The sequence below is a fragment of the Eubacterium sp. AF34-35BH genome (assembly GCF_003477765.1).
GTDB lineage: Bacteria > Bacillota > Clostridia > Lachnospirales > Lachnospiraceae > Eubacterium_G.
Genome location: NZ_QUDZ01000006.1, coordinates 122,138 through 147,503, shown reverse-complemented (window position 1 = coordinate 147,503; position 25,366 = coordinate 122,138). Strand labels below are relative to the sequence as shown.

At 34.3% G+C, this 25,366-nt stretch carries 21 protein-coding genes; 1 reads left to right on the top strand and 20 read right to left on the bottom strand.

The features are described from left to right. Window positions 1-125 precede the first annotated feature (125 nt). The 9 genes from DWZ69_RS08460 to ftsH form a co-directional block, all read right to left on the bottom strand. Entirely contained in the window at window positions 126-2,615 is a 2,490-nt protein-coding gene (locus DWZ69_RS08460) for a beta-1,3-glucanase family protein (protein WP_118436726.1), read from the bottom strand. Between the two features lie 343 nt (window positions 2,616-2,958). Continuing rightward, on the bottom strand, window positions 2,959-3,213 hold the full coding sequence (locus DWZ69_RS08455) for an HPr family phosphocarrier protein (protein ID WP_022164683.1): 255 nt from the start codon (window positions 3,211-3,213) through the stop codon (window positions 2,959-2,961). Between the two features lie 22 nt (window positions 3,214-3,235). Continuing rightward, entirely contained in the window at window positions 3,236-4,180 is a 945-nt protein-coding gene (gene whiA, locus DWZ69_RS08450; RefSeq protein ID WP_118436724.1) for a DNA-binding protein WhiA, read from the bottom strand. A 26-nt stretch (window positions 4,181-4,206) separates the two neighbouring features. Then, window positions 4,207-5,070 (bottom strand): RNase adapter RapZ, encoded by an 864-nt coding sequence (gene rapZ / locus DWZ69_RS08445; protein ID WP_118436722.1) that lies wholly within the window; start codon window positions 5,068-5,070, stop codon window positions 4,207-4,209. Window positions 5,071-5,088: 18 nt separating this feature from the next. After that, on the bottom strand, window positions 5,089-5,979 hold the full coding sequence (gene murB, locus DWZ69_RS08440) for a UDP-N-acetylmuramate dehydrogenase (protein WP_279210257.1): 891 nt from the start codon (window positions 5,977-5,979) through the stop codon (window positions 5,089-5,091). 21 nt (window positions 5,980-6,000) lie between these two features. After that, a complete protein-coding gene (locus DWZ69_RS08435) occupies window positions 6,001-6,939 on the bottom strand; it encodes an ROK family glucokinase (protein WP_118436720.1) in 939 nt (312 codons plus the stop codon). A 23-nt stretch (window positions 6,940-6,962) separates the two neighbouring features. Continuing rightward, on the bottom strand, window positions 6,963-7,904 hold the full coding sequence (hprK, locus tag DWZ69_RS08430) for an HPr(Ser) kinase/phosphatase (protein ID WP_347497498.1): 942 nt from the start codon (window positions 7,902-7,904) through the stop codon (window positions 6,963-6,965). Between the two features lie 74 nt (window positions 7,905-7,978). Then, entirely contained in the window at window positions 7,979-9,901 is a 1,923-nt protein-coding gene (gene uvrC / locus DWZ69_RS08425; RefSeq protein WP_118436718.1) for an excinuclease ABC subunit UvrC, read from the bottom strand. Between the two features lie 214 nt (window positions 9,902-10,115). Next, window positions 10,116-12,182, bottom strand: coding sequence for an ATP-dependent zinc metalloprotease FtsH (ftsH, locus tag DWZ69_RS08420; protein ID WP_118436716.1), 2,067 nt, complete (start codon window positions 12,180-12,182; stop codon window positions 10,116-10,118). Window positions 12,183-12,509: 327 nt separating this feature from the next. Between ftsH and DWZ69_RS08415 the strand changes: the two genes are divergently transcribed. Beyond that, window positions 12,510-14,108 (top strand): CTP synthase, encoded by a 1,599-nt coding sequence (locus DWZ69_RS08415; RefSeq protein ID WP_118436714.1) that lies wholly within the window; start codon window positions 12,510-12,512, stop codon window positions 14,106-14,108. A 195-nt stretch (window positions 14,109-14,303) separates the two neighbouring features. Here the strand turns inward: DWZ69_RS08415 and DWZ69_RS08410 are convergent, their stop codons facing one another. From DWZ69_RS08410 to DWZ69_RS08360, 11 genes are all read right to left on the bottom strand, one after another. Then, window positions 14,304-15,407 (bottom strand): hypothetical protein, encoded by a 1,104-nt coding sequence (locus tag DWZ69_RS08410; protein WP_118436712.1) that lies wholly within the window; start codon window positions 15,405-15,407, stop codon window positions 14,304-14,306. Window positions 15,408-15,675: 268 nt separating this feature from the next. Further along, on the bottom strand, window positions 15,676-16,224 hold the full coding sequence (locus DWZ69_RS08405) for a transcription repressor NadR (RefSeq protein WP_117999757.1): 549 nt from the start codon (window positions 16,222-16,224) through the stop codon (window positions 15,676-15,678). Window positions 16,225-16,294: 70 nt separating this feature from the next. After that, window positions 16,295-17,149 carry a carboxylating nicotinate-nucleotide diphosphorylase gene (gene nadC, locus DWZ69_RS08400; RefSeq protein WP_118436710.1) on the bottom strand — a complete coding sequence of 285 codons (855 nt, stop codon included), beginning with the start codon at window positions 17,147-17,149 and terminating at the stop codon, window positions 16,295-16,297. Between the two features lie 127 nt (window positions 17,150-17,276). Then, window positions 17,277-18,599: an L-aspartate oxidase gene (locus DWZ69_RS08395; RefSeq protein WP_118436708.1), complete on the bottom strand. Its 1,323-nt coding sequence runs from the start codon at window positions 18,597-18,599 to the stop codon at window positions 17,277-17,279. A 97-nt stretch (window positions 18,600-18,696) separates the two neighbouring features. Then, a complete protein-coding gene (locus DWZ69_RS08390; protein WP_118436706.1) occupies window positions 18,697-19,164 on the bottom strand; it encodes a DUF2752 domain-containing protein in 468 nt (155 codons plus the stop codon). Window positions 19,165-19,167: 3 nt separating this feature from the next. Then, on the bottom strand, window positions 19,168-20,616 hold the full coding sequence (locus DWZ69_RS08385; protein WP_118436704.1) for an aminoacyl-histidine dipeptidase: 1,449 nt from the start codon (window positions 20,614-20,616) through the stop codon (window positions 19,168-19,170). A gap of 240 nt (window positions 20,617-20,856) precedes the next feature. Then, window positions 20,857-21,198, bottom strand: a complete 342-nt coding sequence (locus DWZ69_RS08380) for a hypothetical protein (protein ID WP_117999753.1) — start codon at window positions 21,196-21,198, stop codon at window positions 20,857-20,859. Beyond that, window positions 21,198-21,560 (bottom strand): PqqD family protein, encoded by a 363-nt coding sequence (locus DWZ69_RS08375; protein ID WP_117999752.1) that lies wholly within the window; start codon window positions 21,558-21,560, stop codon window positions 21,198-21,200. Before DWZ69_RS08375 ends, DWZ69_RS08380 begins: the two co-directional genes overlap by 1 nt. 170 nt (window positions 21,561-21,730) lie before the next feature. Then, the gene (locus DWZ69_RS08370; protein WP_117999751.1) at window positions 21,731-23,653 is read right to left on the bottom strand and encodes an oligopeptide transporter, OPT family; all 1,923 of its coding nucleotides are present in this window, start codon (window positions 23,651-23,653) and stop codon (window positions 21,731-21,733) included. Window positions 23,654-23,985: 332 nt separating this feature from the next. Next, window positions 23,986-24,867 (bottom strand): zinc ribbon domain-containing protein, encoded by an 882-nt coding sequence (locus DWZ69_RS08365; protein ID WP_118436703.1) that lies wholly within the window; start codon window positions 24,865-24,867, stop codon window positions 23,986-23,988. A 216-nt stretch (window positions 24,868-25,083) separates the two neighbouring features. Continuing rightward, window positions 25,084-25,272 carry a hypothetical protein gene (locus DWZ69_RS08360; protein ID WP_118436702.1) on the bottom strand — a complete coding sequence of 63 codons (189 nt, stop codon included), beginning with the start codon at window positions 25,270-25,272 and terminating at the stop codon, window positions 25,084-25,086. Between the last annotated feature and the right edge of the window lie 94 nt (window positions 25,273-25,366).

The following is a 25,366-nucleotide window of genomic DNA, read 5'->3' as shown; positions in this document are numbered from 1 at the left end:
AAGAAGCCTGGCAACAGAAATGAAGCCCGGCAACAGAAATGAAGCTACTCCACCAAATTGATGAAGTAGCTTCGCCCTATAATATATTGAGAAAAACATCGAAAGGTTTGTGTCTGTCTATATTATTACCATTTAAGGTCAAGTATCAATGCTGTTGGGTTTGTGTAATGAAGAAGTGTACTCTGATCATTTACATCATCATAACAGAAACCATATGAGAAATTATTTACAGAACGTTCATGTAAGAACTTGCTATAATAGTTGTATGTTCCATTTTTGTAATAAGCACTTGGATTCTGATAATTTGCAGGATCTGTTGCAACACCTCTGTTAAATGCTGCACAAAGCTGTGCTTCAATTACTAATTCTGTTGAATTTCCTCTGTTAAAGTTTCCTTTTCCTTCTAACACATCCTGTGTTGTTGGTTTGTAAATTGTGTATGTTCCACCGTCACCATCTTTTGTAAATGTCATGTGATCTCCACTAACTCTACCTCTAAATGTTCCGGCATCACACCTGAATACTAATGTTTCATTTGAGTATTTATTCCAAAATTCATTAATATAGTTGTCAAAGTAATGTCCGTTTTCTTTTCCTTCATTGAAAGTTGTCTTACATGGAGCCATAATTCTCTTTCCGTCGTAAAGACTCTTCCATGCTGCAGGTGCACTGTTCTTCCATGCATTGAAAATCTGATCTCTTGTTCCTATATCACCAACTGTCTTATCATATGTTGGGTAATCTCCCGGACGGTTATCAAATCCACCCTGTCCTACTAATCTTGTTACAACTGGAAAACTAAAGAAGTCAACTCTTGTTGTATTGCCCCAATATTCTTTATTTGTTACTGTAAATTCTGCAAACTCGAATAACACATCACTATTAGGATCTGATGGATTGTTTAAGTCAGGTCCTGCATAACCTACTTTTCCATCAGCACCATTAATGAATGTTACGTAAACAGGTTCACCGTAACTTAAATACATTCTTCCTGATTCAATATCCGGCAAATATACATATTTTGCTTCTGCCATAGAATGGGCAACATTTGCACATTTTCTACCATTCTTTGTAACTGTATTAAGTGATTCGCTTGCTTTAACAAGGTTTCCCTGTGCGTCTAAATAACAAATTTCATGATTTTTATTTCTTCCAAGTACAATCCAATAGATTTCACTATCTTTGTACTTTCCATTTGTTTTGTTGTTAAGCTGTAAGAACATCTTATCACTTCTTACAGGAATACTTGAATCAAGCTGTGGTACATCTGTACCTATGCTAGTACTTGGTGTTGTAGTTGCTGGCTTTGTTGTTGCAGGTGCTTTCGTTGTTGCTGGTGCCTGACCTGAACCACTCTGTGCAACATTTACTGTCATAGTTTCTTTTGCTGATTCTTTATTACCTGATACAGTTGTAATAGCTACTGTATGTGTTCCCTGTGAATATCCTGAGTATGTGTAATATGCACATCCTACTTTGCTTGCAACTTTGTTTCCATCAATATAAACATTGTATGAATTGATGTTTCCACGTCCCCATACAACTCCAATTGTTCCTGCTGATGGATTGCTTACTACCAAGCCAAATGGTTTAGCAATACCTGTATCTGTATTTTCTTTTTCTGTTGCCTTAACTGTTGTAGTTGTTTCAACTGTCTTTTTCTGTACAATAATTGATGATGTTCTGTCGTTAAAATCTGAACCAATCCAAGCAGTATCCGACGTAATTCTTCTTGACTCTCCCTGGAAGTTGTCATCATAATAAAGAATTGCTTCATATCCACTTGCAACCTTTAATGAAGATAAATCATCATTTTTAAATCCTTTTGCCTGTAATGCTGCAAGGTTGTATCTTCCTTCATTTAAAGCTGCAACTCTACCGCCATAATTAATATCCTGATAAATATATACAACACCTTTTTCTGCTGTTGTTGTAGTTGGTGCTGCTGTTGTCACCTGCTGTGTCTGTCCTTTTACAGTTACTGATAATGAAGTCTTTGCTGATTCCCTTGAACCTGAAACTGTTGTAACTGAAACTGTATGTGTACCTGCTGAAATATTGCCATATTCGTAGTAACCGCAAGTTACTTTGTTTGCAACCTTGTCGTTGTCAATGTATACATTGTATGAATCAATATTTCCACGTCCCCATACAACACTAACTGTATTATCTTTTGGACTGTTTACTACTAAACCAAAAGGTGCCTGTATGTTAGCATCTGTAGAACTTGTACTACCTGTAACATATGTCATTTCACTTGTGTCATACTGAGCATTGCCCTTGTTATATGTAAATACACATGTAAGCTTATCGCCCTTCTTTAAACCGTTAATGCTGTACTGGAACTGCTTATCACTTCCACTCATTGTTACATTCTGCTGTGCTCCATCATTAACTTTATAATGAAGAATTGCATATGCAGCATAGTTTTTACTGTTAAAATTTATTTTACATACGCTAGAAGAAATCTCTTCAGCTGTTACCTCATAATCCCCACTGCTTCCAAGAGAAGCTGCTTTTGTTGTCTTACTTGTGTTATTTATGCCAAATCCCGTTACTACCATGGCAATAGCTAACACTGTTGCTAAAAGTTTTTTTGAAATTTTAAATTTCATAAAAAAAATCCTCCTTTTTTTACATTAATCTAAACCGTTCTTCCTACTATTATATTTTTACAATATAAAATCAGTTCAAAAAAGGAGTGCTTTTTTATAGAAGGTACACTTTTTCATAAAATTATTTTTTATGGTATTTTTATTAAAAAAATAAAAATAGTTTTATACATTTCTTATTACATAAAAAAGTCATAACAAATAAGTTCAGATTGCAAAAAACTTATCATTGTTATGACTTTTTATAAAAATATATTAGATTTTTCTATAATTAAAATTGTTATATTTTTCTCAATTGGAAATTTCTAAATTATTTATTAATTTCTCTTTCTAATAATTGTACTAACTATTTGTTTCCTAAATATTTTTCAATACTGTCAATAGCCTGTGTCTCATCTTCTCCGTCTGCTGAAATTGTAACTGTCTGTCCTGCTGCAATTCCTAATGCCATCATTCCCATAATGCTTTTAGCATTAACCTTCTTTGTTTCGTACTCCACATAAATCTTGCTTGTAAACTGGCTTGCAACCTGTACACATTTTGCTACCGGACTTACATCTGATCCCTGTTTGATTTCAATTGTAACATCTCTAGTTGTCATTTTAAATCTCTCCTCCTTAGGGCTATCCCCTTAATTCCTGTGCAATCTGACAAATTTTTCTCAATCGATGGTTTACTCCTGACTTTCCAAGGGGAGGATCTAGCATTTCTCCCAGCTCCTGCAAAGATGCATCAGGATTCTCTTTTCTAACCCATGCGATATCTTGTAGTTTCTCCGGCAAATAATCTATGCCCTTATTTTGTATAATAAAGTCGATATCGTCGATTTGTCTCACCGAAGTTGCCACGGTCTTCTTTATGTTGGCGGTTTCACAATTAACCTGTCTATTATAATAATTGCTCATACCTTTAAGTATTCTTACATTCTCCATTTCCATTAAGGAAACATGTGCTTCCATAACATTTAACACGTCAACGATGCCTTCGCCTTCTTTGATATATACCACATAACCACCTTTTCTTGCAACCATTTTTCCATCAATATTATAATTTTCTAGTAATTCTATAAGCTGCTTTGCCTTTTTTTCACTGTTACATTTGATTTCAAAATGATAAGATTTATTAGGATCACTAATGGAACCTGCCGCCATGAAAGCCCCTCTAATAAAGGCTCTTTTGCAGCAATCTTTCATAATTACAATATTATTTGTAATTGAAAAATTCTCTCCAATTTCATTATTTTCGTTAATTAGCTTAGTAGCCTGTAGTATTTTAAGCGCCTGCTGGTGGTCGCCTACTAATAAAGTATATGTTCTTCCCACTTTTGAATATGCATTTTCTCTGGTAGAAATATCAACATCTACTTTAAATGTTTTCCACAACAGTTTTTTAATTTTTTCTGCTGTAGGTTGTGTTTCTGTTTTTATTCTTATTTTGTAATTATTGTTTTCGTCAATCATAACACTACCACACATGGAGATTAGTGCGGCTAATTCTGCTATTCTACAATGTGTGGCATTGCTTATATGATTGGCTAATTCATTTTTTACTTTTATCGAAAAACTCATATATTTAACTTTCTATTCTAGTCCCTTTAGTTTCTTAAAATATCCCTATGAGATATTCGTATGCCGTAATTTGCATCCATATTGTTTAACTGTCTATACAGTTCATTTGCTACAGTAACAGATCTGTGATGACCTCCTGTACAACCAATACCAATTACTAACTGATTCTTTCCCTCGTCAATATAATTTGGTATCAGGAACTTAATCATGTCGATTAATTTCTCTAAAAACTCTGTTGATACAGGAGATGCCAAAACATAATCTCTTACTTCCTGCTGCTCGCCTGTCTTATGCTTAAGTTCAGGTACATAGTACGGATTTGGCAAAAATCTTACGTCAAAAACCAAGTCGCAATCTGCCGGTACTCCATATTTAAAACCAAAGGACATTATTGTTACAAATAAGTTTCTGTAATCTTGATTCATAACAAATATTTTTTCCACTTCTACTCTTAAATCGCGCACTAAAAGATTACTTGTATCAATTATGTAATCTGCATTTTTTCTAAGATATGCAAGTTTCACTCGCTCTGCTTCGATTTCATTTTCCACGCTGTCTGCATCACCCATTGGATGACTACGTCTGGTTTCCTTAAATCTCTTAATCAAAGTGCTGTTATTACAGTCCAAAAATAATATTTCGTAATTTTGTTCCTTTTTCTTCATGTGAGTAAGCACTTCATTTATACGATCTAAATTCTCACCACTTCTAATATCCACACCTATTGCCACCTTGTTCTTTTCACTTGTTTGTGCAAACAATAGGTCTGCAAAATTTTCAATTAAATCTATTGGAAGATTATCTACACAATAGTAGCCGTTATCTTCGAATATTTTAAGTGCTGTTATTTTTCCTGCCCCTGACATTCCTGTTACAATAACAAAACGCATGCTGTTTCCTCCAACTAGCTATATAATTTTAACTTCAGGTTCTAATTCTACATCAAATTGTTCTTTTACTGTTGCTTTTACATCATCCATTAACTGTAAAATATCTGTTGCTGTTGCATTGTCATAGTTAATTACGAAACCACAATGTTTTTCTGAAACCATTGCGCCACCAACCTGATAGCCTCTAAGACCTGCATCTTCAATTAATTTGCCTGCAAAATAACCTTCAGGTCTTTTAAAAGTACTACCGGCACTAGGATATTCAAGAGGTTGCTTTGCTTTTCTTTTCTGCATGAACATTTGCATTATAAGTGCAATTTCTTCCTGACTTCCTAAATCTAACTTAATACACATTTGAAGAACTATCATGTTCTTCTTTTGAACAATGCTTGTTCTATAACCTAATTCTAATTCTTCTGCATTAAGTGTAACAACTTCTCCATCTTCAGTAAGGACTTTTGCCCATTTTATAACATCCTTTATTTCTCCACCGTAAGCACCGGCATTCATTACAACTGCACCACCTACATTTCCCGGTATGCCATGAGCAAATTCAAAACCTGCCAGGTCATTTTCATAGGCTGCCATTGCCACACTTGACAATTTAGCCCCGGCATCAGCAACTATTTCATCACCAATTACATCAACTGAATTAATTCTGTTATTTACTTCAATAATTGCTCCCTTATAGCCCTGGTCCTTTACAAGAATATTACTTCCATTTCCTATAACCATAAATGGATAATCATTTTCTCTACATGCCTTAACTACTGAAGATAATTCCTCAATTGAACCGGGCATTACATATAAATCTGCATTACCACCACATCTGAAAGTGCAATGCTTTCCCATTGGTTCATTTTCTCTTATATAATCTTCACCAACAATATTTTTTAAAATTTCAAACAATCTAACACACTCTCTTTCAATTTATTTTACAAGAGCTGCTGCTCCATACATTCCTGCATCATTTCCAAGTTCAGCTAAACATACTGCTGCTTCTGAACAGGCTTTAAAACTTACATTTCTATATGTATCAGTAATTGCATCAATAAGGAACCGACCGGCTTTACTTACACCACCACCGATGATAAATGCCTGTGGATTAACAGTTGCCGCAATAAAGCCCATTGCTTTTCCTAAATATGTTCCCATCTGTTTTACAACAACATTTGCTCCCTGGTCTCCTTCTTTTGCAAGGTCAAATACATCTTTAGCTGTAATATTGTCGCCAAATTCTTTCATCTTTGTGTCATCATTGTCTGCCATATATCTCTTGGCAAGTCTTACAACACCTGTAGCTGATGCGTACTGTTCAAGACAGCCTTTCTTACCACAACCACATACATCTGTTTCTTCGTCGTTCATATGGAAGTGACCGATTTCTCCTGCACCACCATTGTATCCTGTTAAAATATTGTTTCCAATAATAACGCCACCGCCTACACCTGTTCCAAGTGTAATCATAACAACATCATCGTAATCTTTTCCGCCACCTTTCCATGCTTCTCCTAAAGCTGCAACGTTTGCATCATTGCCGGCTTTAACAGTAACTCCATGGAACATAGATGAAAGTTTCTCTTCCACATTTAACTTGCCCCAGCCAAGATTTACACACTGTAAAACAGTTCCATCTGAAAGAACAGGTCCCGGAAGACCAATTCCAATTCCTTTTACTTCATCTATCTGAATGTTTTCTTTTGCTAATTTATCATCAAGAGACTTACAAATGTCTCCTAAAATAGCTTCTCCACCGTTGTCTGTATTTGTTACGATTTCCCATTTGTCTAACATAGTGCCATCTACGTTAAAAAATCCGATTTTTACTGTTGTTCCTCCAACGTCTACTCCAAAACAATATTTTTTCATTATATATCCTCCATTTAAAATTATTAATCACCTTTTTCCATGTTTTCCTGTACTCTCTTGTACAATTCTCTTGCTGCATTGTATCCCATACGCTTCTGTCTGTGGTTTACAGCAGCCGCTTCAACTATAACAGCCAGATTTCTACCTGGTCTGATAGGTATTTTATGGCAAATAACCTTGTTCCCTAAGAACTCTGTATACTGGTCATCCAAGCCCATTCTGTCGTAGTCCTTGTCTCTTCTCCATTCTTCTAACTGAATAACCATGTCAATACTTGCAGAATCCAAGATACTTTCTACACCAAACAAAGCTTTTACATCAATAATTCCAATACCTCTTAACTCAATAAAATGCTTTGTAATGGCAGGTGATGATCCTATAAGTGTCTCTGCACTTACTCTTCTTATTTCTACAACATCATCTGTTACCAGACGGTGTCCACGCTTAATAAGTTCAAGTGCTGCTTCACTTTTTCCGATTCCGCTTTCACCCATTATTAAAACGCCTTCACCGTAAACATCAACTAAAACACCATGTCTTGTAATACAAGGTGCAAGTTCAACATTTAACCATCTTGAAAGTTCTGCGTTGAATCTTGATGTGTCAAAATGTGTTGACATAATAGGCACGCCATGTCTAAGTCCTGCTGCCACCATATCTTCATCAGGCTTGTTTCCTCTACATAAAATAAGACAAGGTATACCGCTACTCATTAATTTTTCGTAAACCCACTGTCTGTTCTGACGCTGCATGTTATCCAAAAAAGCATATTCAACATTTCCTATAATCTGAACTCTTTCCTTGTCAAAATGTTCAAAGAAGCCGGCAAGCTGTAGCGCCGGTCTGTTTACTTCCGGAATATTAATTCTGATTTCATCTGTGTTAATTTCCGGTGTATGGTTAATTAATCCATAATTATCAACAATTTTGGTTAATGGTATATATATATCCTGATTTGTTGCCATAATCTACCTCCTTATAGGTCTTTTTATTTTCGTTCTCTCTACGCAAAAATGCGCAATTATCCACTGCTATTCTATCATTTGTGAAAAAATTTGTATATATCTTTCGCCACTTTTTCATTAATGGAAGTCACTTTTAATAATTGGTCTACATCAGCCTCTCTTATTGCCTCTATTGATTTAAAATAAAGCATTAATGCTTTTCTTCTTGATGGACCAACTCCCGGTATGTCATCTAATATTGATTTTACCTCTTTTTTGTTTCTAAGGCTTCTATGATACTCAATTGCAAACCTATGGGTTTCATCCTGAATTCTTGTTATCAGTTTAAAAGCCTCAGATCTTGTATCTATTGGTATTTCCAAATTATTGTAATATAAGCCTCTAGTTCTATGATTATCATCCTTTACCATACCACATACAGGTATGTTTATTTTAAGTTCATCTAACACACGAAGCGCCACATTTACCTGACCTTTTCCACCATCCATTAAAAGAAGGTCCGGAAATTTTGAAAAGCTTCCCAGCTCATAATCACTGTTGCCTTCCATATCCATTTTTTCTCTTTCATCCAGACCATGTTTAAACCTTCTTGTTAAAACTTCTTCCATACTTGCATAGTCATCAGGTCCCTGTACTGTTTTAATTTTAAATTTTCTGTAATTATTTCTTTTTGGTTTTCCATCTTCATAAACAATCATGGATGCAACTGACTCGTATCCGTTGGTGTTAGATATATCGTAAGATTCCATTCTGTGAATGTTGTGAACATCTATTAACTGTTCTATTTCTTGTACAGCACCAACAGTTTTCTTCTGTTCTCTTCTATATTTTTCTTTGTTTTGTTCCAAAAGATTTTGTGCATTCTTTGCAGCCAATTCCACAAGTTTTTCCTTGCTTCCTTTTTTAGGATTAACAATTTTAACTTTATAATTCTGATTTCTGCTTAACATTTCAGACAATAGCTCCGGTTCATCCACTTCTTCTTGAACAAGCAACTGATTAGGAATAAACGGCGTGCCAATATAATACTGCTTGATAAAACTTGTAATAATATCTTTTCCCGTATCTCCCGGGACTGTTGTTAAATAGAAATGTTCCCTGCCTATGAGCTTTCCGTTTCTTACAAAGAAAACCTGTACTACTGCATCACTTCCTTCTTCTGCGTATGCAATAATATCTCTGTTTTCAAATTTGTGGGTTGTAATTTTTTGGTTGCCGGCTACGTGATTGATGCTGTTAATTAAATCTCTGTATTCCATTGCCTGTTCGAAATCTAATTCTGCTGATGCAGCCTGCATTTTTTCTTCAAGTTCCTTGATTGTCTCTCTGTAATTGCCTTCAAGAAATTTAATTGCCTTATTAACATTTTCCTTATATTCTTCCACTGAAATGTAACCCTGACATGCCCCACCACATTGTCCCATGTGGTAGTAGAGACATGGTCTGCCGTTTACAGTTGGTATTTCTTTTGTTGCTGTATTATTTGAATTTGCTTTATAGTTTTCATCATGTTTTACTATAATTGATTTTCTACAGCTTCTAATGTGATACATTTTTTGTAGCAAATCAATAGTATCCCTTACTGCCCCGCCACTTGTAAAAGGTCCAAAATATTTGTTACCATCTTTTTTCATTCTTCTTGCCATGACAATCCTTGGATAGTTTTCGCTTGTGGTTACCATTACGTATGGATAAGTTTTATCATCCATAAGCATTGTATTATATTTAGGGCGGTATTCTTTTATAAGGTTACACTCTAAAATCAAAGCCTCTAATTCTGAGTCAGTTAGGATATATTCAAAGCGGACAATCTGTGTTACCATTGACTGAATTTTCAGACTTTTCTTTGTGCTTTGCCTAAAATAAGAGCTTACACGTCTTTTTAAATTAATCGCCTTCCCAACGTATATTACATCATCATGCTTATTATGCATTAAATATACTCCCGGTGTATCCGGCATTTTCTTCAATTCTTCCTGTATGTTAAAACCACTCATTTCTTACCCTTCCATCAAATGTTTTACTTTTATAATTGTATCATATATAGCTGTCCTAACAAAGATTAATAAGGTGGTCCCAAACATGTACTATTGTTTGCAACCACCTTATTTAATTTGCCCTGGAACATCTGAATTATTAAATTAACATAATTTTGCTAATTTTTCTTAATGCTCCTGTTGTGGGCTATTATCTTTTTATAATTATTTATTATTACTTTTCTGTAATATCTTCTTTTGCATTTTCAACAGTTTCTACAGTTTGTGTAGTCTCTTCGCTTGTAGTAGTTTCTTCTGCTGGCTGTACCGTCTCTTCCTTTGCTACAGTTTCTTCTGTAGGCTGTACTGCTTCTTTCCTTGCATTTTCAACAGTTTCTACAGTTTGTGTAGTCTCTTTGCTTGCTTCAGGTTCATCACATTTATGGTAAATATCCATAAACTGTTTTCCGGTAATTGTTTCCTTTTCATAAAGGAACTTGGCTATTTTATCAAGCTTATCTCTGTTTTCCTGAAGAAGTTTCTTTGCTTCTTCGTATTTCTGTTTTAGAAGAGTCTTAACTTCTTCTTCAATTTCTGTTGCAGTCTTATCGCTACAGTTTAACTGAGAATGACCACCTAAATATGGGTCACTAATCTGTTCAAGACTCATTAAGCCAAATTTTTCTGACATACCATACTGAGCAATCATTGAGCGGGCAATCTTAGTTGCCTTCTCCATATCATTTGATGCTCCTGTTGTTACTGAATCAAACACGATTTCTTCTGAAGCTCTACCTGCAAGCAATGTTACAAGTTCTGCACTTAATTCATCTTTTGACATTAAGTATTTTTCCTTTTCAGGTGCCTGTATAACATAGCCTAATGAACCCATTGTTCTTGGAACAATTGTAATCTTCTGTACAGGTTCTGCATGTTTTTGTATTGCTGCAACCAGTGCATGTCCAACTTCATGATATGACACAATCTTCTTTTCTTCTTTACTTAAGATTCTGTCTTTCTTTTCTCGACCGGCAATTACAACTTCAACAGCTTCCATTAAGTCATCCTGTGAAATTGCTTTTCTGCCACATTTAACAGCATTGATTGCTGCTTCATTTACCATATTTGCAAGATCAGATCCAACTGCACCGCTTGTAATGTTTGCAATAGCATCTAAATCAACTGTCTCATCTAACTTAACATCTTTTGAATGTACCTTTAATGTTTCAAGTCTGCCCTTAAAATCAGGTGTGTCAACTATAACTCGTCTGTCGAAACGTCCTGGTCTTAAAAGTGCCGGATCTAAAACTTCCGGTCTGTTTGTTGCTGCTAAAATCAAAATACCTTTTGATGAGTCAAAACCATCCATCTCTGCAAGTAATGCATTAAGTGTCTGTTCACGCTCATCATTTCCACCACCGTATCGTGAGTCACGACTTTTACCAATCGAGTCAATTTCATCAATGAATACAATACATGGTGCATTTTCTTCCGCCTGCTTAAATAAATCTCTAACTCTTGAAGCACCAACACCTACAAACATTTCTACAAAGTCAGAACCTGAAAGCGAGAAAAACGGTACCTTTGCTTCACCGGCCACAGCCTTTGCAAGAAGAGTTTTACCTGTTCCCGGAGGTCCTACTAACAAAGCTCCCTTTGGAAGTTTTGCACCAATTGCTGTGTACTTGCCCGGATTGTGTAAGAAATCTACCATTTCCACTACTGATTCCTTTGCTTCTTCCTGTCCTGCAACATCTTTAAATGTAACACCTGTTTCTTTCTGTATATAAATCTTTGCATTTGACTTTCCTACGCCAAATACACCGCCACCGCCTTTTCCGCCTGTGGTCTTTCTCATTATGAACATTAGCATTGCCCAGAAAAATACAAGTGGCAATACCCCTTCAAGTAGTATATATAAAATACTAGTACTTGCACTTGATGCTTCTGCCTTAAATGACACGCCGGCATATTTATCCTTTAAATCTGTAATTAAATCAGGATCATCTAATTTTGTTGTCCAAAATGTTGTCCTAATAAGGGTTGTTCCATCTGTTTTTGGAACTATATAAATCTTGTTTGCATCAAATGTAACTTTCTCTACCTGGCCCTGATCCAGCAAATCAATAAACTGATTATAAGTTATTTCTTTCTTTGTTGCTGAGTCAAACATATAAGACATTAAACTTGTAAAAATCAATGCCACTATAAAAGTTACAAATACTGATATTATTTTATTTTTCTTTTGATTGTTAGGTCCACCCTGATTATTACGAGGGGGTATGTTTCTGTTGTTATCCATTTAGTCTGGTATCCTTTCCACCTTTGATATTTTTTGTCATAGATTTCCGTATAAATTACAATATGCTACAGGTGTTTTATTTTATACTTAACAATATACCATATCGTGCTTAATTTATGTTAAATTTTGTTTAATATTTCATTAATTTTTAACAAAATTTATTTTGTTATGGAATCTGAATCTTGATTGTAGTACACTATTATGGTGTGTTTTATAATGCGAAATATTAATTAAAATCAATATTTTGGTTATACTACATATTTAGGAATTTATTTAAAAAACAATTTTTTTAAAAATTTATAAATAATACAATGGAGGAAAAATCACATGGCAGTGAAGTACGTTTTTGTAACTGGTGGTGTAGTTTCAGGTCTTGGTAAAGGAATTACAGCCGCTTCTCTTGGAAGACTTCTTAAAGCTCGTGGTTACAAAGTAACTATGCAGAAGTTTGATCCATATATTAACATTGACCCGGGTACAATGAATCCTGTCCAGCATGGTGAAGTTTTCGTAACAGATGACGGTGCTGAAACAGACCTTGACTTAGGACACTATGAAAGATTCATTGATGAAAGCTTAACAAAAAACTCAAATGTAACTACCGGTAAGGTTTATTGGTCGGTTCTTGAAAAAGAAAGACGTGGTGATTTTGGTGGTGGTACAGTTCAGGTTATTCCTCACATTACAAACGAAATTAAAAGTCGCTTCTACAGAAGTTTAAGCGAAGAAACAGAAATTGCAATTATTGAAGTTGGTGGTACAGTTGGAGATATTGAATCTCAGCCTTACATTGAAGCCATTCGACAGTTCCAGCATGATGTTGGTCGCGAGAACTGTATTTTAATTCATGTTGCTCTTATGGTTTACTTACCTGCATCTGAAGAAATGAAAACAAAACCAATTCAGATGAGTGTTAAGGAGCTTCAAAGACTTGGTATACAGCCAGATGTTGTTGTTTGCCGTACAGAACATGAAATTGATGACAACTTAAAAGACAAAATCAGCTTATTCTGTAATGTGCCTGCAAGTAACGTTGTACAGAACCTTACAGTCGACATGCTTTATGAAGCACCTCTTGCAATGGAAAAAGAACATCTTGCAGAAATCGTTTGCAACAGCTTAAAGCTTGATTGTCCTGAACCTGATTTAGATGACTGGAAAGCAATGGTTAAGGCTGCTAAGAATCCTACAAAGGAAGTTACAGTTGCCTTAGTTGGAAAATATATTGCTTTACACGATGCTTATATCAGTGTTGTTGAATCATTAAAGCATGCAGGCTATCCAAACAGTGCTACAGTAAATATTAAATGGGTTGATTCTGAAACAGTAACAAACGAAAACGCTGCTGAAGTATTTTCAGATGTTTCAGGAATTTTAGTTCCCGGTGGTTTTGGAAGTCGTGGAATCGACGGTAAGATTGCAGCTATTAAATACGCAAGAGAAAACAATATACCATTCTTAGGACTTTGCCTTGGAATGCAGTTATCAATTGTTGAATTTGCAAGAGATGTTGTTGGATACAGAGATGCACACAGTATTGAACTTGATCCTTCAACTACTCATCCTGTTATCAGCCTTATGTCTGATCAGGAAGGTGTAACAGATATTGGTGGTACATTAAGACTTGGTTCTTATCCATGTAAACTTGACAAGAACAGCAAAGCTTATGAATTATATGGAGAAGAATTAATTCATGAACGTCACCGTCACAGATATGAAGTAAACAATGACTTTAGAAAAGTTTTAACAGATAATGGTATGATGCTTTCAGGTATTTCTCCTGACGGCAGAATTATTGAAATGGTTGAAATACCATCTCATCCATTCTTTATTGCAACTCAGGCACATCCTGAACTTAAGAGCCGTCCTAACAGACCTCATCCATTGTTCTTGGGATTTGTTGAAGCTGCATTAAATAACAAATAATAAAAAAATGCAAAAGTAGCGATAATGTAATGGGAACATTTCCAAATTATCATTATCGCTACTTTTTTTGTGTATTATTAACATTATTTCCATAATTATTCATCTGTGTTAATAATTATGATTAATTACAACATCTACTGTTAATTATCCCCGTTGTCCGCCGGCTATTGTTAGGGAATTTTTATGTTCAACTTTCTATAATCCCTTACCTGACATCTGTGATGAAAGCATTGTTATAATAGAAGTTAAGTCAGTTACATTTTCTGTTGGAACTAAATCCTTAACTGAAGGCTTTCCTTCTGTTATGTTTGATGTTAATGAAATATTCATTGATGCATCATCATTCTTGATTTCTCCTGTTTCAATAGAGATAGTTCCTTTTCTGCTACCCTTGTCACCTGTTACTTTTGCCTTTGATACAATATTAGCATTTGAATCTTTAATTGCACTTACAATTTTATCTTTGTTGTCTTTAACTTTCTTAATTGCATTGTCAACATCCTTTGTGTCTTTTTTCATGTCAGCATACTGTTTTCCAATAGTTGAATCTGCACCAAATGCTTCAATGTAAACGTCCATTAATTCATTATAAATATCCTTTAATGAATTGTCACAGAAGCTTACTAAAGCTGTAACTGCTGCATCAGCGTTTTCACCATTTACTGTAAGCGTATAGTCATTTCCGTCTTTTCCCTGTAATGATGAGAAATCTTTTTCTAATGAATCATATACCTTTGTATTAATCTTTGTAGATGATGTCACTGCCTTAGCGAAAGCTTCCTTGTCTATTTCTAATAAATCCGCAACCTGATTTAAATTAAGTGAAACATATCCTGTGGCACCAATCTGCTTTAAGGCGCTTTCAAACTGTTTTCCTGACTCACTGTCAATTTTACTTATGAATTTAGATATTGAACCCATATTCATATATAATTTTGAACCATCAATTACAACTGTTGTCAATTCTTCATAAGTATCTGTTAAATATTGAAGTGAGATTTTAGCAGCAAGCTTTGATGTTGATTCTGTTGTTGTCTCAACTTTTAACTTGCCCTGTATCTTGCCATCCTTCTTGAACTTGGCAGGTATAGTTTTATCTTTCTTGATTGAATCTGCACTTACATCAAATGAAAGTTCTACTTCCCCTGTTCCTGTCTTAATTTCCTGCATCTTCTTTACTTCTTTAAAGTAAGAGCCATTATCTTTTGTCTTTGCGTTTTTGTTGCTTCCGCATCCTGTGAATAGTGCCATTATCATAACAAGTGATAAGGCAATTGATAAGATTTTCTTCATATTCATATTCTTCTCCTTTTTGATATTTACAAGTAGGTAATATGAAATATAGATTATTAAATCGGTATTTCATTAAGATAAAATAGTTTTTGTTTTTCATATTTGCCTCTTTGTCTAAGTTTAAGTATAGCATAAAAGTTACATAAAGTGTGAAACTTTCACAATTTTTCTGTTTTTTCGCACTTCATGTAACTTTATTATATGCATTACTATTTATTATTTTTATAACTTTAAGTTCTTCTATCTTAATTTCAAAACTAACTGCTATTTATAGTTATTCTTCTTCTCCCCAAAAGTCTACAGGTTCATAATCCCTTAATGCAACCAAATATCCATGTTCCTGCAATTGCTGTTGAATTATGTCTAAAGTTTCCTCTGAATCTGCCACTACTGTGTGATAATGATATTCAGATGTTATCTGCTCTAGGGGAACCGAAACGCCCCCTTTAATGGACTCAACGTATTTTTTTGCATCCATTCTTGACTTGATGTTCATTGGCACACGCACAACATTATATAGTTTATGATAAACAAACACATCTTCAACTTTTCCACCACAATCCACAATAAGATTTAATTCATCAAGCATTTTCTCTTCACTGTGCTTTACCTTAAACACTCGTGAAATATGATCTTTATCTTTTAAAACATAGCCTTTGTGCGTAGAAACAATATCATGATTTGATGCACGAAGTAAAGCAATATCCTGTACAACAACCTGTCTGCTAACCTGAAATTTTTCAGCTAACTTTGTTCCTGAAACCGGCTTATGGCTTTCCTGCAAAATCTTAAGCAAATTTTCCCTTCTTTTTTCTCCGCTCATTTGTTCCTCCTAATGAGTTCAATACTATATTACTTAATTAATGCCACTTTACTATATTTTCTATTACAAATTAGATTCTGTGTAAATTCTTAAGAGATATATCAAGAATTGGAGATGAGTGTGTTAATGCTCCACTTGAAATATAATCAACACCTAAATCAATTAATTTAGCAATGTTTTCTCTTGTAACATTTCCTGAGATTTCAATTTCAGCTCTTCCATCAATAATGTCAACAGCTTCTTTCATTACATCATGTTCCATATTATCTAACATAATAATATCAGCCCCTGCTTCAACAGCTTCCTTTACCATATCAGGATTTTCTACTTCCACTTCAATCTTTCTAACAAATGGAGCATAATCTTTAGCCATTTTTATTGCTTCCTTAACACCACCTGCTGCTCCAATATGGTTGTCCTTTAATAAAACTCCGTCTGTTAAATTGTATCTATGGTTGTTTCCACCACCAACTCTAACTGAATATTTTTCAAAGATTCTGTTGTTTGGAGTTGTCTTTCTTGTGTCTAAAAGTTTAACCTTACTTCCTTCAAGTAATTTTGCAATTGAGTTAGTATAACTTGCAATACCACTCATTCTCTGTAAAAAGTTAAGACCTGTACGTTCTCCAACTAAAAGAACTCTAATGTCACCTGTAACAGTTCCCATTAGCTGGCCTGCCTTAACCTGGTCACCATCTTTTACAAAAAGTTCTATCTTTGTATTTTCATCTAAAAGCTGGAATGCTCTTGAGAAAACCTGTAATCCACAGATTACACCATCTTCCTTACAAATTAAATCTACCTGTCCCATACATGACTCAGGCATTACTGCATTTGTTGTTACATCCTCGCTTGTAACATCTTCCTTTAAAGCACTTTCAATAAGTGGGTCTACTGTTAATTTTAATGTTATTGGATCAAACATATTTTCCTCCTCTTTTCTGGTTCTTTTCTTGTTTATTCTTTTTCTAATTAAGCATCTGTTTGTATTTGCATATATTTTTTATCTGCTATTTTTCATAGCTTTGCATCTACTTTTGCTCTATTTTTAATTAAGCGTCTGCTTTCTCTCTTTGTTTTTTGCTCTCTTCAATTAAGTCAAGTATCATCTGTTTATTTTCTTTATTCCATGCATGAAGATCTTTGTATTTATCAAAATCTACAGTCTCTTCTTTTCTGTCGAATTCTCTATCATTAAACTGTTCAGACATTTCCACCGCTGCACGTTTTGCAAAAACCATACTTTCAAGTAATGAGTTACTTGCTAATCTATTTCTTCCGTGAACGCCGTTACATGCTGTTTCACCAACTGCATAAAGTCTGTCCATTGAAGTTTTACTTTGAAGGTTTACTTTTATGCCACCCATAAAATAGTGCTGTGCAGGCACAACAGGTATCATTTCTTTTGGCACATTGTAACCATGTTCCTTACAGTGTTTTACAATGTTAGGAAAATGATTTGTTAACTGCTCCTCATCAATTGGTTTCATTGAAAGCCAAACATGATTAGTGCCATCCTTCTTCATCTGCTCTTTAATTTTTCCTGTTAAAATATCTCTAGGTAGAAGTTCATTTGTAAAGCGTTCCTTATCCTTGTCAAACAACTGGGCGCCTTCACCTCTTACAGATTCTGAAATTAAGAAACTTCTGTCTTCTTCTTTTTCTGAATAAAATGTTGTTGGGTGAATCTGAACATAATCAATATCTTTTAACTCTATATTATGTCTTATTGACACTGCCACTGCATCACCTGTTAAATGTCTGTAGTTAGTTGAATATCTATAAATTCCACCAATACCACCACTGGCAAGTACAGTATAATCTGCGTAAATAGTATCTAAAGTTCCGTCATCTTTCTTTACTACTATACCAAGGCACTCATTTTGTTCTTTGCCATTTTCAGTTTTTGGAATAATATCAACCATGGTCCAATGTTCCTTGATTGTAATATTATCTCTCTTCTTACATTGTTCGTAAATATGGCTTGTTATTTCCTTGCCTGTAATATCTTCGTGATAAAGAATACGATTTCTTGCATGAGCACCTTCTCTTGTGTAAGCCAGATTTCCATCCTCATCTCTTGCAAAATCAACACCGTAACTTAATAAATCTTTTACAAGATCCGGTGATGAGTTAATCATAGTTTCAACTGCTGCTGTATCATTTTCAAAATGACCGGCTTTCATTGTATCGTAGAAATAGCTATCAAAATCTTCTTTGTCCTTCAACATGCACATACCACCCTGTGCTAAAAATGAATCGCTATGTTCTACAATGTCTTTTGTAATAATTAAAATATCTTTGTTTTTTGGCAGGTTTAATGCACAATACATACCTGCGCATCCGCTTCCTACAATTATAATATCTGTTCTCATTTTAATTTCACTTCCAGTGTAAAAACACTGCCTTTTCTTATTTTTGTGTATATTTGCTTTTTTTTACAAACATTGCTTGAGATTATAGCACATGTTTTTACATCTGACAAGACAGTTGTAAATACAATATTTTCACCAAGTTTAACAGATTATTTTTGTCATACACCATAGGTTCTTTGTTTGGATACCAGAAAATCATTCTGTATATGTAAACAGCAATGACTACAGCTATTGTTGTAAAAATCATTATATCTATAAGCTTCAAAAGACTTTTTCTTTTTTGGAATGCCATTTCTACATAACGATAAAAAAACACCATTACTATAATTACCAAAAGAAAAATCCATATAGGATTAACCATTGCCGCCTCTGTTATTTTTCCTTTTAATAAAAGACCTACTGCTCTTGTGGTTCCACAGGTTGGACATGGAATTCCAATGAGCATTCTTAAGGGACAAATTTTTCCAAACTTACTATTAATTATTATTATAAACAAAGAAATAGCGACTATAGGAATCGCTATTTCTTTTATGTCCTTTTTTAATTTTTTTATATCAAATTTCATTTTCTATTTTAATTTTTCAAGAATCTTTACAATAAGTTCCCATGTTCTTTCAGTTGATGAGATGCTTAACATTTCATCTGTTGTATGAACATTTTTCATTGTTGGGCCAAATGAGATTGCATCTAAATCTTCAATCTTGTCTGCAAACATACCACATTCAAGACCTGCGTGAATAGCTTCGATAACAGGTTCTTCATTGTATAATTTCCTGTAGGCTTCCACTGCAGTATCTCTTAATTTTGAGTCTTCTCTGTATGCCCAACCAGAATATTCTCCTGAAACAACAATCTGACCACCAAAGATTTCTGTAAGTGAACGCATCTTTTCAATTAGGGAATTCTTCTCACTTTCAATTGAACTTCTTACTGAATATGATAATGAAACGTTGTCTTTTTTGGTTCTTAAAATTCCCAAGTTAAGAGAAGTCTGTACCATATGTGGCATTTCAGGATTCATTCTCTGAATTCCATTTGGCATATTAACTAAAGAAATAATTGTTGCCAATGTGGCTGCACCTGATAATGCTTCTGAAATTCCTTCATCCATAACATTGATTTGAAGCTTCATGTCAGGATCTGTAAACTTGTATTCTTCCTTAACATCTTCAAAAGTTTTTTCGATAATTTCTTTTGTTTTATCTACAACTTCAGGTAATACTGCAATTGCAGCTTCGCTTTCCTTTGCAATAATGTTATCTTTTTCGCCACCGTTAACTGCCATTATACGCATACCAACATTTTGAAATACATTTAATAAAATACGACCTAAAATACAGTTTGCATTAGCTCCCCATTTAATAATTTCCATACCGGAATGACCACCGGCAAAATCTGATAACCTAAGTTCAATAATTTTTGCATTAATAGGTTCTGTGTTATAAGGTAGTAAACATTCTACTGTAGCACCACCTGCACAACTAATTGTAAAAATTCCTTCGTCTTCAGAATCAAGATTGATTAACTCTTTGCCTTTTAAATCTGATGTATCAATGAAGTCTGCACCTAAAAGACCAATTTCTTCATCAACTGTAAATACAGCTTCAATTGGTGGATGTGCAATGTCGTTGCTATCTAAAACTGCCAAAGCATAGGCTACAGCAATACCGTCATCACCACCAAGTGATGTACCTTTTGCACTTAAATAGTCCCCATTAACTTCCAAGTCAAGTCCATCTTTTGTCATGTCCTTGTCACAGTCATTTGTTTTTACAGCAACCATATCCATGTGTCCCTGTAAAATAACAGGCTTTGAATTCTCGTAGCCCTTTGTGCCACCTTTCCAAATGATTACGTTTTTCTTTTCATCCTGACGGCACTTTAATTCCCTATCATTTGCAAACTTTACTAAATAATCACTTATCTGTTCCACATTTCCTGAACCATGAGGAATAGATGCTATCTCTTCAAAAAATTTTAATACATTTTCAGGTTTCTTTCCTTCTAAAACTGACATATCCTTACACCTCGCATTATATATTTTAATTATTATTTATTTTCAATCATTAATTTATAATAATGATATTTAAAACTCTGTTATTCTTATACTTTTAGTCAAAACATTTCTGCTTTACTTTGTAACTATATTTATTATTTTTACATTTACCCTTCTAACATTTGTTATGTGTTTAATTTCTATTAACTTAGCCTTCTTTAATCTTTTTATTAACTTTGGTTTGCTCAATACTTAATTCAATCACTTTGATTTTTTATAGCTTCCGTTTTCTTCTTCCACCTGGCCGGTTTTAACCATATACTGCATAAGCTGTTTTGCAAAATCATTTTTGTCTTTTACAATTGCCTTGTTTTTCGAAAAAGGAAGCTTCGCCTCTATGCCATCACAAAGTTCTGCAACCTGTGGCAATGTAATATACTCATTTTTCTTTAAATATTTTTTTACTTTACTATTGCCCTTACTAAAAAGCATGTTCATCAAATCAGATGACTGGTTCTTCTGTTTAACCAGTCCCCAGCCATAAATAATCATTGTAGCTATGGCAAATAAAATTATCCCAATAACGACTGTACTAATTTCCATTATTTTTCCTTATCTATAAATCTTATATATTTATTATGTTCTAATATGCCAAAAAATTTTGCCAATCTTTCATATAACTGTGTTGAAGCTTTTTTGTGCTGTTTCTTTAAAACGGCTCCAATTTCATACAATGTTTTCCTGCCGTCTATCTGTTGCCACACACAACTGCCATACTCATCTAATTCAATAAAACTATATCTTGGTTTCTTAAATACTTTCTGTGCAATTACATTGAAGAACCCAGTATTTTCAACTGTAACTTCAACTAAACCTTTTTCATTTACTTCCCATTTTTTCTGTATCACCGGCACTTTATCCAAATAATTTTCCTGTGATTTTTGATTTTTATTTTCTTTTTTCATTTAATACCGCCTTCTTTAAATCTAACCATTAGTATACCACATTTGTTTATACAAGCACAGTATAAATCTTTCTATAGAAGAAAGTGGAAGCACCAAAAATCAGCACTTCCACCCCTCTAAAAAACATTCTAAAATTATAAAATGTTTAAATTATTATTCATATCAAAAATTTATTTGTCTGATGTTTTCTTTCTTCTGCAGAATAAGAAAAGTGAACCTACTAATAAGGCGAATGCTACAAGAGCAACCCAGTTACCAACTGTGTTGAAGTTGTCTCCGTAAATTCCTGATAAATTAATTTTGCCATCTAATTTTGCTACTGCAAATATTGCAAGTAAAATTCCTACGATTCCTTCACCTGCAATCATACCTGCAGAGTAAAGTACACCCTTGTCAACAGATTCTTTCTGTTCTTTTTCTGATGAATATTTTCTCTTTTCAATAATCCATCTTACGGCACCACCAAGCATAATTGGTGTGCTTAAGTGAATTGGTAAATATAAACCAATTGCAAATGCTAATACAGGGATTCCAAGGATTTCCACGACGATTGCAATAAATGCACCAACGATAATAAGAACCCAAGGAAGAGTTCCACCCATAACACCTTCTACTACCATTTTCATCAAAGATGCCTGAGGAGCTGGAAGCTGTGCTGAACCGAATCCACCCCATGCCTTGCTTAAAATGTATAATACGCCACCGATTGTTAAAGCTGCAACAACTGCACCAAGTAATTCACCGATCTGCTGTTTTACAGGTGTTGCACCAACAATGTAGCCTGTTTTTAAATCCTGTGATGTATCACCAGCCATAGCTGCGATAATACAAATAACTGTACCAATTGAAATAGCTGCTATCATTCCTGCTGAACCAGTTGAACCTGTAGCCTTTAATACGAAAGATGTAAGTATTAAAGTTGCAATTGCCATACCTGATACAGGGTTGTTACTACTTCCTACAATACCAACCATTCTTGATGAAACTGTAGCAAAGAAGAAACCAAATACAACTATTAATAATGCGCCAAGTAAGCTAACAGGAATTTCAGGGATTAACCACATTCCAGCAGCGATTACTAATGAACCAATTAAAACTACAGATATTGGTAAATCCTGCTGTGTTCTATCTCCACCTGATACATTTTTTCCAAAACCTTTAATAGCTGACTTAAATGTTCTAAACATAGTTGGTAAAGTTTTAATTAAACTAATGATACCACCTGCTGCTACTGCACCGGCACCAATATATCTAATATATTTGCTCCAAATTGTTCCCGGATCTAACTGGTTAAATGGAAGTAAATTTCCTGCATCATCTGCAACAGATGATAAGCTGTCTCCTCCAAAGAACGCAATTGCAGGCATAAGCACTAAGTAAGATAAAATACCACCTGCAAAAAGGTAACTTGAAACCTTAGGTCCGCAAATATAACCTACACCTGATAATGCCGGTAGCACATCCATACCAACAGCACATGTGTAGCTTCCCTTAAATGAGAAGTCAACTTCACTTGGGAATAAACAAAGACCGTCTGCGATAAATTTATATACAGCTGAAATTCCTAATCCTGAGAAAACAAGTTTTGACTTACTTCCTCCTTCTTCTCCCGCAAGAAGTACCTCAGCACAAGCTGTTCCTTCAGGATATGGTAATGTACCATGTTCTTCAACAATTAATGCTGTACGAAGTGGTACCATGAAAAGTACACCAAGTATACCACCACATAATGCGATTAATGCAATTGTAATAAATGATGGTGATGTTGCCTTTCCTTCTTTTGCCCACATAAAAATTGCAGGTAATGTAAATACTGCTCCTGCTGCTAATGACTCACCAGCTGAACCAATAGTCTGTACCATGTTATTTTCAAGAATAGAATCCTTCTTCATAATAACACGAATAACACCCATTGAAATAACAGCTGCCGGTATAGAAGCAGAAACTGTCATACCAACTCTTACACCAAGGTAAGCATTGGCTGCACCAAATATAACTGCTAAAATAAGACCGATAATTACAGATGCAACTGTAAATTCAGGCATAACCTTATCAGCAGGAATAAATGGCTTAAACTCTTTCTTGTTATCCATTTTTTCTCTCCTGTTCTTTTTTATTTTGTGTTAACACACTTTGTTACCAAAAAAATACAGATGGCGCGTATTTTTCCCGTAATGTATTTCATACTATTTTACTTAACTTGATTAGTATACCTGAAAACTGAAAAAAAATAAATGGAAATTTAATAAATTAAAGTAATAAATTAATTTTTTTAACAATTTATGGAAATAAGAATGTCGCCTGCGACATTCTACACACCGAGTGCGAGCCCGTATGCAACTACTTTCTTTTCCCACGAGTGCGCATCCCTTTCAAGATTATTATTTAATCTCAAAAGGGATGTTTATGTTTCTTTTATAAACTTTTATTCTCCTGCTGTTTCTCCACCATCTTCATTGTTGTCCTGTGGTGCATCTGTTTCAGGTGCTGCTGTCTCAGGTTCCGGTGCTTTTGTTTCCACTACTTTCTTTGTTGTTGGAGCCTGTGTCTTTGGTGGCTTTGTTTTTGGTGGATTAGTTTCCGGTGCGTCTGTTTCAGGTGCATCTGTTTCAGGTGCTGCTGTCTGTGGTGCATAAGTTTCAGATGCTCTTGTGTATTCTTCTGTGTGATTATTATCGTCGTCATTATTTGCTTTTTCTTTTGTAGTTTTATCAACAGTTGTTGTTTCCTCTGCTGTTGTTTCTTCCGTCTTTGTTTTACCAAATGTACTTGATAAAAATATTGCTGCCACTACAACCACAATAATAATTCCTGCTGAAACCGCTATTGCAATAATGTTCATTTTTTTATTTTGATTAATTATCTGACTGTCCGGTATTTCCGTATCATATTCATCCGAATCATCATCATAAAATTCTTCATCTTCGTCAATTTGATTCTCATCTTCAAAAACGAAATTTTCATCTTCCATTTCTTCTGGGAAGTCAAAAGAATCCTCTTCTTCATATTGGATTTCGTCAGGCAAGTCTTCAAACTCATCATCCACTGTATCTATTCCGTCGAAGTCATCTGATACTGTTGGTATTTCTTCAACATTGTCATCATCAATATCCAGATTTCCAAAGATTTTAGTTTCTCCAAAATCTTCTTTTGGGTCATCAAAAATCTTAGTTTCTCCAAAATCTTCTGACGCATTTCCTGTACCATTGTCAGCCTGATTATTCACAGTATCTTCCATTATTTCTCCACAATATGGGCATTGTTTTTCAGTTGGCTGTACATATTTACCACACTTTTTGCAAAACATATTAATGTCCTCCTTGTTTTTTCTTTTCGTTTTATGTGTTATATAAATTCACAGGTCTTATTTTCCCTGTTTAATATATAACGTATATTTTTTATCATTTATTTCACATTATAATTCAATTTTTATAATCAATGCAAGTAAAATGTAATTCTATTGGTGTTTTAAACTTTTATACACATTATAGTTTTATCAAAATTCCTTCTATCACGCTATCATTTAGTGCCACGAAAATATTCCCTTGACTTCTTGTGTCTTAATATCGAAATCTAAACAAATATATGTTCCATTAACAACTAGGCTACCATCAGTGCTACAATCTGATGTGTATAAACTCAATTCGTCCATGTCGTATATACACACAAATTCGTCCTGATGCGAATTATATGATTTAAGCGCAAACTTCATATTTTTCTATTCCTTCATTCTAATATTCATTTTTTATACAGCATAAATAATTATTTTTGCTTTGCACATAAATATGAAAAAGCCTTGCCGACTT

Bases quoted from the DNA above. Each gene is read 5' to 3' on its own strand.
- DWZ69_RS08435 (WP_118436720.1), bottom strand. From the start codon at position 6,939: ATGAAAAAATATTGTTTTGGAGTAGACGTTGGAGGAACAACAGTAAAA.
- whiA (WP_118436724.1), bottom strand. From the start codon at position 4,180: ATGAGTTTTTCGATAAAAGTAAAAAATGAATTAGCCAATCATATAAGC.
- DWZ69_RS08410 (WP_118436712.1), bottom strand. From the start codon at position 15,407: ATGAATATGAAGAAAATCTTATCAATTGCCTTATCACTTGTTATGATA.
- DWZ69_RS08455 (WP_022164683.1), bottom strand. From the start codon at position 3,213: ATGACAACTAGAGATGTTACAATTGAAATCAAACAGGGATCAGATGTA.
- ftsH (WP_118436716.1), bottom strand. From the start codon at position 12,182: ATGGATAACAACAGAAACATACCCCCTCGTAATAATCAGGGTGGACCT.
- hprK (WP_347497498.1), bottom strand. From the start codon at position 7,904: ATGGCAACAAATCAGGATATATATATACCATTAACCAAAATTGTTGAT.
- DWZ69_RS08395 (WP_118436708.1), bottom strand. From the start codon at position 18,599: ATGAGAACAGATATTATAATTGTAGGAAGCGGATGCGCAGGTATGTAT.
- DWZ69_RS08405 (WP_117999757.1), bottom strand. From the start codon at position 16,224: ATGAGCGGAGAAAAAAGAAGGGAAAATTTGCTTAAGATTTTGCAGGAA.
- DWZ69_RS08375 (WP_117999752.1), bottom strand. From the start codon at position 21,560: ATGAAAAAAGAAAATAAAAATCAAAAATCACAGGAAAATTATTTGGAT.
- DWZ69_RS08460 (WP_118436726.1), bottom strand. From the start codon at position 2,615: ATGAAATTTAAAATTTCAAAAAAACTTTTAGCAACAGTGTTAGCTATT.
- uvrC (WP_118436718.1), bottom strand. From the start codon at position 9,901: ATGAGTGGTTTTAACATACAGGAAGAATTGAAGAAAATGCCGGATACA.
- DWZ69_RS08360 (WP_118436702.1), bottom strand. From the start codon at position 25,272: ATGAAGTTTGCGCTTAAATCATATAATTCGCATCAGGACGAATTTGTG.
- rapZ (WP_118436722.1), bottom strand. From the start codon at position 5,070: ATGCGTTTTGTTATTGTAACAGGAATGTCAGGGGCAGGAAAAATAACA.
- DWZ69_RS08415 (WP_118436714.1), top strand. From the start codon at position 12,510: ATGGCAGTGAAGTACGTTTTTGTAACTGGTGGTGTAGTTTCAGGTCTT.
- DWZ69_RS08365 (WP_118436703.1), bottom strand. From the start codon at position 24,867: ATGTTTTGCAAAAAGTGTGGTAAATATGTACAGCCAACTGAAAAACAA.
- DWZ69_RS08380 (WP_117999753.1), bottom strand. From the start codon at position 21,198: ATGGAAATTAGTACAGTCGTTATTGGGATAATTTTATTTGCCATAGCT.
- DWZ69_RS08370 (WP_117999751.1), bottom strand. From the start codon at position 23,653: ATGGATAACAAGAAAGAGTTTAAGCCATTTATTCCTGCTGATAAGGTT.
- nadC (WP_118436710.1), bottom strand. From the start codon at position 17,149: ATGTTTGATCCAATAACATTAAAATTAACAGTAGACCCACTTATTGAA.
- DWZ69_RS08385 (WP_118436704.1), bottom strand. From the start codon at position 20,616: ATGTCAGTTTTAGAAGGAAAGAAACCTGAAAATGTATTAAAATTTTTT.
- DWZ69_RS08390 (WP_118436706.1), bottom strand. From the start codon at position 19,164: ATGAAATTTGATATAAAAAAATTAAAAAAGGACATAAAAGAAATAGCG.